Origin of the sequence: Sediminibacterium sp., assembly GCF_051860225.1 — a bacterium.
GTDB lineage: Bacteria > Bacteroidota > Bacteroidia > Chitinophagales > Chitinophagaceae > Sediminibacterium.
In genome coordinates this window covers 910,613-923,230 of record NZ_JBHYEI010000001.1, presented here as the reverse complement: position 1 = coordinate 923,230, position 12,618 = coordinate 910,613, and the positions used below count along the sequence as shown (strand labels likewise).

Sequence of the window (12,618 nt, the reverse complement as noted above, 5' to 3'; positions counted from 1 at the left end):
TTAAATATTTAATCCGCCACAGACGCTGATCACTTGACCCGTAATATACGAACTCATATCACTTGCTAAGAATAAGGTAGTATTGGCAATTTCTTCTGCTTTTCCAAATCTTCCCAAAGGAATCTTTTGTAAAAATTGAGTGGCACCTTCCCCATCTTTTAAATAGTGTGTCATATCTGTTTCAACAAACCCAGGTGCAATGGCATTGCAACGAATATTTCTTGAACCTAGCTCTGCTGCAATAGATTTGGTAAACCCTATGATACCTGCTTTGCTTGCAGCATAACTACTTTGACCAGCATTGCCTCTAATCCCAATTATTGAACTCATATTGATGATGCTACCTTGCTTTGCTTTCATCATAGGACGAATTACTTGCTTGGTCATATTATAAATACTCTTCAAATTAATATCAATCACTTCATCCCATTGCTCCTCTGTCATACGCAACAGCAAATTGTCTTTTGAAATACCGGCATTGTTGACACAAATATCGATGGCACCAAATTCTTTTACCGTATCATTTACTAAAGTTTCGCAGTCAGCAAAAACACCTGCATTGCTTTTTACGGCTTTAACCCTTACCCCTAATGCTTCTATTTGTGAAGCTAATGCAGCAGCTTTTTCTGCACTGCCATCACTTACATACGTAAAAACAATATGACTTCCTTGCTCTGCTAATTTTAATGCAATAGCTGCTCCTATTCCACGAGCCGCTCCAGTTACAATAGAAACTTTTCCTTCTAACAATTTCATTTGATTCAATTAATATAGTCTACAAATAAAAACTTTTTATTTCATCTATGAATATACGCTCATTACTTAGCCTAGGCACTTTATGCTGACCACCTAGTTTGCCTTTCTGCTTTAGCCAGTTATTAAAAGAGCCAGGACTTAACACTTGAACCACAGGCATAGAAAGCGCAATATCCTTATACCGTTTGGCTTCATAATCACTGTTCAAACTTTTTAAAGCAGCATCCAATTCAAACACAAATGAGTCAATAGAATTAGGTTTTTGCTCAAATTCAATCAACCATTCATGTGCACCCTGATTTTGTTCTCCAAAATAAATAGGTGCTGCAGTATAATCACTTACCAATAAACCCGTTTTTTCGCAAGCAATTGCAATTGCCTTATCTGTATTGTCTGCAATTAATTCTTCGCCAAAAGCATTGATATATTGTTTAAGTCTACCAGTAACTTTAAGTTTAAACGGAAATTTGCTTACAAACTGCACGGTGTCTCCTACTAAATAACGCCATAATCCACCATTAGTGCTAATCACCAACGCATAATTCTCACCAACCACCACGTCTTTTAACCCAATTGTTTTGGGATTAGGTTTTCCATATTCTTGAACAGGCATGAATTCGTAAAAAATACCATTTTCAGTAAATAACAACATACCCTCTTCTTCGGGAGAAACCTGGGCAGCAAAAAATCCTTCACTGGCATTATACATTTCTAAGTAACTGCAACCTTCTCCGATAAGCTGCTGAAACTGCGATTTGTAAGGCGTGAAAGAAACCCCACCATGTATATACAACTCCAAATTAGGCCATACTTCTTTTAGTGTTTGTTTGCCAGTAATAGCCAAAATCCTTTTGATTAGAATCAACGTCCAAGTAGGAACACCTGAAATAGAAGTTACATCTTCATTAATCGTATGCTGGGCAATTTTTTCAATCTTTTCTTCCCACTCGTCCATTAAAGCAATGGAGAGTTCCGGAGTTCTAATCCAATTAGCCCAGATAGGTGTATTTTGTAATAAAACTGCACTTAAATCGCCAAATTGAATGTCTTCGTTCAGTTGACTAATTTGATGACTTCCACCAATTACCAAGCCCTTTCCAGTTAATAAATCACTTTCTGTCCTGCTATTATAGTACATCGTGAGCACATCTTTTGCACTCTGAAAATGACAATCTTCTAAACTTTCCTGAGTAATAGGAATAAATTTACTTTTATCATTTGTGGTGCCACTACTTTTGGCAAACCAATTAATGGGAGTATTCCAAAGCACATTCTCTTCACCCGCCATGATGCGGTCTATATAAGGCTTTAGGTCTTCGTATTCATGAATCGGGACCGCTTCTTTAAACTTTCTAATATTGAAAAGTTGATTGAAACCGTACTTCCTACCAAACTCAGTGTATTGCCCGTGGGTGATTAAATCTTGGAGTACTTCACGTTGGGATGCAATAGGCTCATTTACCCATTGTTCTATGCGCCAATGCCTTATTCGGGCCAAACGAGATATTGCAGGACTTAATAACTTCATAGGTTTTGTTCGCTATTTTCCTTTGCCATATCAATAATCCAATCTTTTCGTTTTAATTCAAAATTAGTTCCTAAATAGAGCCTGCGGACTTGCTCATCTTCGGCTAACTCTTCTGCAGTGCCATGCTTAAAGATTTTACCTTCAATTAATAGGTAGGCCCTATCACAAATGGAAAGGGTTTCATTCACATTATGATCGGTAATTAGAATACCAATATTCTTATATTTTAACTTTGCAACAACAGCCTGTATATCTTCAACAGCAATAGGATCAACACCTGCAAATGGCTCATCCAATAAAATAAATTTTGGATCAACTGCTAATGCACGGGCTATCTCAGTTCGTCTTCTTTCTCCCCCACTTAAGCTATCACCGTTATTTTTCCGAACATGATGGAGATTGAACTCGTCTAATAGAGACTCCAATTTCTGATGTCTTTCTGCCTTTGTTAAAGTGGTCATTTCTAAGACCGCCATGATATTATCTTCAACGGTCAATTTTCTAAATACACTGGCTTCCTGAGGCAAATATCCAATACCCATTTGAGCCCGTTTATACATAGGCAATTTGGTAATATCCTGATCGTTTAAGAACACACTGCCTTCATCGGGTTTAATCAACCCAACCACCATGTAAAAACTGGTAGTTTTGCCAGCACCATTAGGGCCCAACAAACCCACTATTTCTCCTTGCTTTACGTTTACAGATACGTTATTCACAACGGTCCTGCCCTTGTAACTTTTGTAGAGGTTATTGGTTTGTATAGTCAAGTTCACCGGTAACGCTTTGTACAAATGTAATATGTCGTTTGTATATTGCGGCATGAAAGTTACTGAACATATTCAACAGGCCAAAGACACATTAATTTCATTTGAAGTTTTACCCCCATTAAAAGGTAAAACCATCCAACATGTTTTTGATCATTTGAACCCGTTGATGGAATTCAAACCTTCATGGATTAATGTGACCTATCATAGAAGTGAAACCGCTTTCAAGAAAAAGGTAGACGGCACATTTGAAAAAGTAGAAGTGCGCAAGCGCCCAGGTACCGTTGGGATTTGTGCCGCTATTATGAACCATTACCGCATCGACACCGTACCGCACTTTATTTGTGGAGGATTTAACAAAAGAGAAAGTGAAGACGCTTTGATAGACCTCAACTTTTTAGGAATTGATAATGTATTGGTCTTAAGAGGAGATGCTGCAAAAAATGAAGCCAGTTTTGAACCAGAGGCAGACGGTCATAAATATGCCATCGACTTACAAAAACAAGTGGTGAATTTAAACAGTGGTATTTATTTAGACGAAGACATACAAAATGGAGGTAAAACCAATTTCTGTATTGGCACTGCAGGTTATCCAGAAAAACATTTTGAAGCACCTAATTTAGAAATTGATTTACAACGATTGAAAGATAAAGTAGACGCAGGTGCAGACTATATCATGACTCAAATGTTTTTTGATAATCAAAAGTTTTACGATTACGTAAAAGCCTGTAGAGATATGGGGATTACGGTGCCCATCATACCAGGACTAAAGCCTATTACCAATAAAAAACAGTTGTCTGTATTACCAAGAATATTTCATGTAGACATCCCAACCGATTTATCCAATGCCATTTCAAAATGTAAAACAGATGCCGACTGTGAGCAAGTAGGAACTGAGTGGCTCATACAACAAAGCAAAGAACTCAAAGCCTTTGGTGTACCCGTTTTACACTATTATACCCTCGGAAAACCTAAGATTATTTGGAATGTAGTGAAGGCTGTTTATTAAAATTTGTTTAATCCGAATAATTGATATTTGATTAGCGATTAATTGATAAGCCTCCCGCTTAAATATTGATAATTTTGGGGAAATCAATTAAACCCCCAATGCTTCACTTACTTAATAGCATTTCTCGAGCCAATAGTGCCTTACTTTCAGAAGGTGATATAGACAAAGCAATCAATGAAGTAATTGCAATCTTGGGCTATGCAACACAGGTAGATCGTGTTTACGTTTTCACAAATAAAAATATCAGCAACGAAGTAAGATTATTTTATACCCATGAATGGTGTAGGGAGGGGATTGAGGTACAAATTGGCAATCCAGAACTAAGCAATCTCTCTTATGATTTATTTCCCACGTTATACGACACATTATCACAAGACAAATTTACCTATGGATTAGTTGAAGAGTCTACTAATCCAATTTTTAAAGAAATAATGGAGTCTCAAGGTATTCTAACCTATTTATTCACTCCTATATTTTGTGATGGTGAATATTGGGGATGGATGGGATATGATAATTGTACTACTAAAGACAAATGGGAGCCAGAAGTAGTTCAGTCGCTTTACACTGTGGCAAGGAATATTGGTATCAGATTATCCAGAGAAAAAGCAACCATAGAACAAAATAAATTATTAGAAAGATTTGAAATGACCATCAAAGCATCTCAGCAAGGGATGTGGGAATGGGATATAGCCAATAATAAATTAAATTACTCTCCCATTTTCATGGAAATGCTTGGCTATGAGCCAAATGAATTTGAACATACCTATGAGAATTGGAAAATAAGGGTTCATCCGGATGATGTTCAACATACTGAAAAAACCCTCCAAGAATATTTCACTAATGCAACTGAGACCTATCAAAACGAATTCAGGATTCAACATAAATCCGGTCATTATATTTGGATTAATGGATTCGGTATTGCAAAAAGAGATGAAACCGGAAAGCCAATTTATATGGTTGGGACCCATGTAGATATCACTCCATTAAAAAAACAGCAAGAAATATTAGAAGAGCAAAAAAACGAATTCGATAGGCTGATTAATAATCTAGGAGAAGCGGTTTTTAGACTAAATAGTTACAACCAAATCACTTTCATGAACAGTTACTGGAAGGAATTAACTGGCTTTAAAGTATCTGATTGTTTAATGGAAGCTATCACTACTTTTTTTGAAAGAACGGAGTCAGATTATATTTATGAACAAATTGAATCACTTAAAGACTCAGATAAAGGCAGAACAACCATTGAGGTTAAACTAAAACAAAAGGGCAATGGATGGCGTTGGGTAGAATTAACTTTAAGAGAAAATAAAGCAGCATCTGTAAAAGATTATTTTATAGCAGGCAGTATCATTGATATTCACGATAAAAAAATAGCATTAGAAAAAGAAAAAGAGTTAGCAGAATTAAAAGCAGGGTTTGTATCATTAACTTCCCATCAATTTAGAACTCCTTTAACAGTCATCTTTTCTAATATAGAAGTCATTGAACTAACTGCAAAAAAGTTAAATATTGCTTTATCTAACACGATAAAAGAATCGGCCGAAATGATTAAAGATCAAATTGACCGTATGACTCAATTAATGGATAATATCCTCTTAGTAGGTAGATATGATGCAAAACAATTGGCATATAATCTTCAGCCAATTAATTTGTCAGACTTTATTCGTTCGATTATAAAAACTTATTTTCAGAAAGAGGCTGATGGAAGAATTTTAATTATTAAAGAAGAAATAGCGGAAAAAGAAGTTGCTGCAGATGAATTATTATTCATGCATGTACTTACCAACATTATATCCAATGCATTTAAGTATTCAAAAGGTTGTCCTAATCCTCAATTGTCTATTTCATATAAAGACAATCTAGCAATTATTATTGTAGAAGATTATGGCATTGGTATTCCTGAAGATGAAATTGAAAAAGTATTTCACTCATTTTATAGAGCTTCTAATACCATCACTTATCAAGGATCAGGGCTTGGTCTTTCTGTAGCTAAACAATTTATGGAATTGCATGGAGGAAAAATCAGTTTAACAAGCACCATTAACAAAGGCACCACGGTAACACTATGTTTACCTACAATTGCATAAGCCTATTTTGAAACAAATGCACTTGAATAAGACTTTGGCGGTTTACCATATTTCTTTTTAAAGCAATGACAAAAATAAGCTACTGAGTTGAACCCGGATTGAAATGAAACCTGTTTTACACTGGTATTTCCTTGACGCAACATTACTTCAGCCTTCATTAACTTGATTTCGGTAATATATTGCTTGGGAGTCATTTTATATTTTGCCTTAATCATTCTTTCAAGTGTAGACACACTAACAGACAATTTCTTGGCAATGGACGGTATGGTATTTAAATCATCTTCATTCAATTTTTCTACAATTGCTTCAAAAGAGTCTTCAAAAAAATCTTTTGAATTATTTACCGCAGTTCCACGGGTAGACAAAAGCCTACTCTGCTTAGCATTTTCTTCATTAACCTGAACAATACCAGTTAGATTCCTGATTTTTAGTAAGAGTTCCTTTGACTTAATAGGTTTAACTAAAAAATCATTAGCGCCCAATTCTAATCCTTGAATGATTTTATCTTCTCCTGACATACCCGAAATAATGATGACGGGTACTCTATTGGTAGTTGGATTACTTTTAAATAGTCTTAACAAAGAGAACCCATCCAAAGGATAAGGTAACATTAAATCTAATAAAATAATATCTGGACTAAAGTCGCGTAAAATCTCTAATGCTTCGTTACCATCTGCAGCCCCCGCAACATCGTATGTTTCTTGAAGAATTACCTCAAGTGACATTCTTAACATTTTGGTGTCCTCTACTATTAATACCTTCTTTTTCATGCTCATGAGTAAAAATTATTGATTCAAAGAAATTTCTGTTCTAATACCATTTGGCTCAATGTCTTCAAAATACAATTGACCATTTTGGCTATTTATAATTAATAAAGAAAGGGCAAGACCTATTCCTAACCCTTGTTGCTCAAACTTAGATCGCTTAATTTGACCTATAAATCCAGATTGGATACGCAACTCTGCAGCTTTACAAATAGTACCCTGATCTAAAATTGATATACTAACTCTATTTGAATCATTGGTAACAGCGATAGTTACTTTAGCATTTTTCTCACTGAACTTAAATGCGTTATCAATTAATTCATACAATGCAATAGAGAACAGTTCTAAACTAACATTAATTTCAGATGCTTCTATATTCGCAAAAACCAAATCAGATGAACGATTATAATCTCCTGCAATCTTTGTAGCCAAATTCTGAATCAATAAATCTACCCTAAACTTAGTCCGGTCACTCATTGGGGCAATACCCGATAATTTCAAATCATAATACACTTTTATTTTACTAAACGTCTGTTGCAGCCGATGACTAGACTTTTCTAAATAATTACAGAAATCTTCTATTTCATGATTAGCCAAGTCATTTGCTTTCTTTTTTATTAGATTAGTAAAAGAAAGAATTCCATGCATTGGCGTATTGAACTCATGACCAACCATTAACATAATGGTTTGTTCCAAGCTATTGACTAAACTCTTTAAGTGTTGCTCTAATTGATCTTTTCTCTCTAACCTTCTTTCTATAGACTGTAATAATTCGGCACTCTTAAAAGGCTTAAAGATATAATCATCGGCGCCTAAATTCATTCCTGTTCTTAAATCATTATACTGTGCCTTTGCAGTTAAAAAAATCAATGGTGTTTCAATTCCATTACTCCTCAATTGCTCTAATAAACCAAATCCATCTAACACGGGCATCATTACATCGCAAAGAATTAAATCAGGTTTATTTGCGGTTGCTTTTTCAAGACCAACTTGTCCATTTTCAGCAACATCAACAATAAAATCGTTCAATTCTAAAATCGTTTTTAGAGAATCTCGAATATCTTTTTCGTCTTCTACTACTAAAATATGCTTATTCATGGTTGCATTGTTTTGTTGAGATTATAAGAAAATCTAATCGTTACAATTGTTCCTTTATTTTTTTTACTTCTAACTCGTAAAAATCCTTTATGGTGTTCGGTAAAATATTTTATAGTCATTAGGCCTAAACCGGTGCCTTCAATATCACCTACATTTGAACCTCTAATAAATGGCTCTCCTAACTTATTTATATCAGCTTCTTCAATCCCAATACCATTATCTGAGATTGTTATAAACCACCAAGATGGAGTATAACTCACTCTAATTAAAGGGGCTACAGTAGTATTAACTGAATACTTAAACGCATTATTCAAAAGATTGATCAAAATATGCCTAAGCATTGTTTTATCAAACTTGACAACTTTTGCATTCCCTTTTATGCGCACTTCTAATACACGTCCATCATTCCAAGGATCATAGGACTCTTCTTTTATTTCTTCGAGTAATTCCTCAACATCAATCCATTCAAATTGCGGTTGAATTTTGCCAGACTCAATTTTACTTATGAATAAAAAATCATTCATTAATTGGGTCATTTTATCTACCTGCCCAATTATCCTATTAATATACGTTTCACCCTTTTTCGCTTCATTAGAAGCAAGCTTACCGTAAATCATTTCTAATATCTCTGCACTTGATAAAATAACAGAAAGCGGCGTTCTTAATTCATGAGAAACCATCGACATAAAATTGGTTTTCATATCACTTAAGCTACGCTCCCGCAGTGCAGTATCCAACAAATCTTTTTCTGCATTTAATTGATCGGTTATATCAGAAAAAAAGATGGCTACTATTTGCCCCCTTTCTTCAACTTGATTGAACCTGGCCATATAATAACGGAGATTTCTAAGCCGTCCAGATTTATCGGTAATAATAATTTGATTTTCTTTTCCGGGCAAAACGGGAAATCCACTGAATACACTAAACAAGGTTTTTCTAAACTGCTCTAACCCAGACTCAATTAGTCTAAATATGCTGTTCTCTCCAAGCATATCTTTTCCCAGCCCAGTTAATTTTAACCACTGGGAATTAACAAAGTTGACCGTACCTGTCATATCTAAGGTAATAACCAACTGATCAATATTATTAAACATAGAACGGAGCTCATCATAATATTGCTGAAGCCTCAATTCACTCTCTCTAATATTAGTAATATTTATTCCATACCCAATTATATACTCAACTATTCCACCCTTTCCCAAAACAGGGGAGAATCTTCTTAGATTAAATACCTTATTACCTAAACCATCTAAATTGATTTCTTCGAACTCGATGGTCTTTTTATTTTGGATGGCTTTTTCAAAATACTTCCTACGTCTAGTGGCAGGCTCGAGTGATTTATTGTAGAACCTGCAATATTCAAAATCGTCTTTGCCAATAATCCACTCTCTAATTTCTTTTTTTGAAATAGCCAATTTATTTACAAACAAATAACGATGAGACGGGTCAAAAATGGCAATATCGGCTGGTATATTATCTAATAAATCTTCATAAAAGTGACGTTGCGAATGAGAAGTACTGATGATATCTATCTCAGCTTCTGGCTTTTTGTAAAACCATAAATGACCAATGATATCTCCATTGTTAGTCATCGGTTTATAATCTCTTAGCAATACCTGACCATTCGCAAATTTGATTTCTTCATTTAATACTTCTATCCCATTAGCATAAATGGATTCAATTCTTGATAAAAACAAAGAAGGCTCTAAAAAATATACTGCAGAATCAACTGCGTTATCTTTGCAATTTGTTCCAATTAAAATTTCGCTTGGAGCGTCTATTCCAAAGATGGTGCAAAAAGGTTGATTAACATATACTACAGTATGATCCGACGATTCAAATAGTATCGCATGCGGTAAACTATTGAATATAAAAGATAATTGATCCTTCGTCAGATTCATTACTTAACTAATTTAATTGACCAACGCCAATGTTTATTGTGTTGATTAATTCTTCTCTACCTACTGGTTTCTCAAAACATGCTAAGACCCTACTATTTAAATCATCTCCCATAAAACCAGATAATAAATTTGCTGTAATTACAATAATTTTAACCCTTTTACTTAAATCAAGATTGTTATTTATAGCCGTTATCACTTCAGTACCATCCATATTAGGCATATTTAAATCTAGTAAAAGAATCACTTTGCCCTCTTGTATTTTTAAATATTCCATAACCTCTAAACCATCACAAGCACTATTAATATCTACATCCAATGACTTCAGCATATGTTTAAGTATTACCCTATTAATTTCATCATCATCTGCTATTAATATTTTGTATTTGTGATTTGAGTCTGTCATGCAGTGATAGTTAATTTAGTTTTTTCTTGATACCCTATTAATAAAAGCCATTTTAGAATTCACTTTTACTTTTTTGTAAATGTTCTTTATATGTTCATTTACGGTAGTGTATGAAACATTTAGAATAGTAGAAATTTCCTTATAACTAGACCCCGCAAGCAACAATTCTGCAACCTGTATCTCTCTCTGAGTTAAACCAAATTCCTGAAACCTTTCAATTCCTCCATCAGTATTAAACCTTGACCTTGCAGTTTGAATTAATCCAGTTACTGTTTCTGGCTCTAATACGGTACCACCAGATTTTAGAATTTCTAATTGACTTTGTAATTCTGCCAATCTAAAAGGCTTTAGCAAAAACCCATTTGCACCATTCATCATTGCTTGCCATGCTACTAATGGATCCTCCATTCCAGTTATAACTAGTATTTTCACACCAGGATAATAACTACTTATAATTGAAATAGCGTCTAAACCAGAAATACCCGGCAATCCAATATCTAGTAAAATACAATCTGGTACAATTCCTGCATCTTGTCTTATACTAATCCACTTTTCTATTCTATTGCAAGAAAAAACCAATGAAAGATCATGCTGTAGAGAGATATAATTCTCCACCGTCTTTCTCAGTTGAACATCATCTTCTATTATACCAATTAAATACATGTTCGATTTTTAGGTTTCTTGTAATAATTAGGAATCTGTACTAAAAACTTATACAAATTTAGCTAAATAAGGATGCGCGTTTTTCCCTTAAACTAGGGATATCGCTCCACTTACAATTTACTAAAAATTGAACGAAATCAGCGTTTCTTAGCATCCATCAATGCATCAAACTGTTCTAAGGACAGTTGTTTGGCCAAAATGCGTTTTTTGTCGTCTAATAAATAGACGGTAGGAGTTTTAAAAATATCGTATAACTGCCTATAATTAGGCAAGCCTGCTTTTTCCTCTGCCATCTTATCTTCTTTTGTTTGATATACTTGGTACCAATCCGAAGACAATTGTTTATCTGTGATAAATTTTTTCCAAGCGGTGTTTTCGTTTTCGTAAATATTAACAGAATAAATAGCAACCCCATTCATTTTCCACTTGGCTTTATAAATTGAATCATAACGAGGAATTTCATCTTTACAATGACCGCAATTAGGATCCCAAAATGTTACAATAGTAAATGGCGCTTTAATACTGTATAATCCTATTTTTTTCCCACTAGTATCTGTCAAATTTAATACAGGTGCTTGCTGACCAATTTGATTAGCCATTAAGCTGTAAGCCCTTTCTGTAATGGATTTACGTGAAGCGGGATTCAACAAGACGGTATCTCCTTTTGCATAGAAATTTTCAAAAAGATATACAAATACTTTGTCTTGCCCCATGAATTCAGGTTGGATATATTTATTAGTGAATTTGGTTAATAAATAGGGATAAATTTCCTTCCCAGTTTTAGCCATAAGCAACATTTGCTTCACTTCAACTATAATTGAATCAGGATCTGCAGACACATAATATTTAAAATACTCATCTAATTTTGGTTCAAAAAACGGAGTTCTTAATAATCTATCTTCATTAAATAATACATTATCCCAAAAGTGTTGTTTTACATATTGATACGGATAAACAGAATCTGGCTTGCCATTAACAACAGGGACTGGAGGTAATTCAGGACGTTGCATAATATGAAACAATGCAGATAATAAAGATTGGGGATATTTTTTATGAATATTCGATTGGTACTGTTTAATTTCTTTTTCTGTGGCCGTTATTGAAAGCTTTATTTGATTAGCTTCTCCGCCATTTGCAGCTTGCAAAGCCTTTTTCAACTCTTGCAGGGTTCTCCCTTTTACATTAGAAAAACTGGCATAATCTTTAAATAAATCATTATCAGGTGAACCATTAATGATAACCGATTCTTTTGCACTAGTATCTGCTAGTATACTAAACTGTTGTTTTTCGTCCATCAACAATTCAAATTGAATGGTATAACTAGGAGATACTACAAAATAAATACCAGTGGTAAGTTTTTTAGGACCTTTAAATACCCCCTTACTATTTTGGTCTAAACGAGCAGAGTCAACCAGCGTCATGCCTTTCCCGAAATAACTACCTAAGTATACAGTGCAATTTTTAAGGGGGGTGAGCGTAATAGCAATTTCCCTTCCACTTGTATTTACCGGACGCTTTACAATTGGCTTTTTAGCACTAATACTAGCTTTTGCTGCTACTGGTTTTTGTTGGGCATACAAATCTAACAATTGACTTAAAATCAATATAACAATCATCAAAAAACGCATAATCCTTATTTAAA

11 protein-coding genes are annotated in these 12,618 nt (G+C 34.3%); 2 read left to right on the top strand and 9 right to left on the bottom strand.

The window, feature by feature from the left end:
• Genes fabG through lptB form a run of 3 tightly spaced genes read right to left on the bottom strand, consistent with a single transcriptional unit; the run spans window position 1 to window position 3,060 of the window.
• The gene (gene fabG / locus ACTIEI_RS03880) at window positions 1-756 is read right to left on the bottom strand and encodes a 3-oxoacyl-[acyl-carrier-protein] reductase (RefSeq protein ID WP_439504968.1); all 756 of its coding nucleotides are present in this window, start codon (window positions 754-756) and stop codon (window positions 1-3) included.
• A gap of 19 nt (window positions 757-775) precedes the next feature.
• Window positions 776-2,284, bottom strand: coding sequence for a GH3 auxin-responsive promoter family protein (locus ACTIEI_RS03875; protein ID WP_439504967.1), 1,509 nt, complete (start codon window positions 2,282-2,284; stop codon window positions 776-778).
• On the bottom strand, window positions 2,281-3,060 hold the full coding sequence (gene lptB / locus ACTIEI_RS03870; RefSeq protein ID WP_439504966.1) for an LPS export ABC transporter ATP-binding protein: 780 nt from the start codon (window positions 3,058-3,060) through the stop codon (window positions 2,281-2,283). The genes ACTIEI_RS03875 and lptB overlap by 4 nt, the downstream gene beginning before the upstream one ends.
• A 25-nt stretch (window positions 3,061-3,085) precedes the next feature.
• Between lptB and ACTIEI_RS03865 the strand changes: the two genes are divergently transcribed.
• Both ACTIEI_RS03865 and ACTIEI_RS03860 read left to right on the top strand, forming a co-directional pair.
• Complete coding sequence (locus tag ACTIEI_RS03865) at window positions 3,086-4,060, top strand: methylenetetrahydrofolate reductase (RefSeq protein ID WP_439504965.1); 975 nt, start codon at window positions 3,086-3,088, stop codon at window positions 4,058-4,060.
• A gap of 98 nt (window positions 4,061-4,158) precedes the next feature.
• The gene (locus ACTIEI_RS03860) at window positions 4,159-6,147 is read left to right on the top strand and encodes a sensor histidine kinase (protein WP_439504964.1); all 1,989 of its coding nucleotides are present in this window, start codon (window positions 4,159-4,161) and stop codon (window positions 6,145-6,147) included.
• Between the two features lie 2 nt (window positions 6,148-6,149).
• Here the strand turns inward: ACTIEI_RS03860 and ACTIEI_RS03855 are convergent, their stop codons facing one another.
• From ACTIEI_RS03855 to ACTIEI_RS03830, 6 genes are all read right to left on the bottom strand, one after another.
• Window positions 6,150-6,917, bottom strand: coding sequence for a response regulator (locus tag ACTIEI_RS03855; protein ID WP_439504963.1), 768 nt, complete (start codon window positions 6,915-6,917; stop codon window positions 6,150-6,152).
• Window positions 6,918-6,932: 15 nt separating this feature from the next.
• On the bottom strand, window positions 6,933-8,009 hold the full coding sequence (locus ACTIEI_RS03850; protein ID WP_439504962.1) for a hybrid sensor histidine kinase/response regulator: 1,077 nt from the start codon (window positions 8,007-8,009) through the stop codon (window positions 6,933-6,935).
• The gene (locus ACTIEI_RS03845; RefSeq protein ID WP_439504961.1) at window positions 8,006-9,910 is read right to left on the bottom strand and encodes an ATP-binding protein; all 1,905 of its coding nucleotides are present in this window, start codon (window positions 9,908-9,910) and stop codon (window positions 8,006-8,008) included. Before ACTIEI_RS03845 ends, ACTIEI_RS03850 begins: the two co-directional genes overlap by 4 nt.
• A gap of 7 nt (window positions 9,911-9,917) precedes the next feature.
• Complete coding sequence (locus ACTIEI_RS03840; protein WP_439504960.1) at window positions 9,918-10,313, bottom strand: response regulator; 396 nt, start codon at window positions 10,311-10,313, stop codon at window positions 9,918-9,920.
• A 15-nt stretch (window positions 10,314-10,328) separates the two neighbouring features.
• The gene (locus tag ACTIEI_RS03835) at window positions 10,329-10,976 is read right to left on the bottom strand and encodes a response regulator (RefSeq protein ID WP_439504959.1); all 648 of its coding nucleotides are present in this window, start codon (window positions 10,974-10,976) and stop codon (window positions 10,329-10,331) included.
• Window positions 10,977-11,113: 137 nt separating this feature from the next.
• Window positions 11,114-12,604: a redoxin domain-containing protein gene (locus ACTIEI_RS03830; RefSeq protein WP_439504958.1), complete on the bottom strand. Its 1,491-nt coding sequence runs from the start codon at window positions 12,602-12,604 to the stop codon at window positions 11,114-11,116.
• Window positions 12,605-12,618 lie beyond the last annotated feature (14 nt).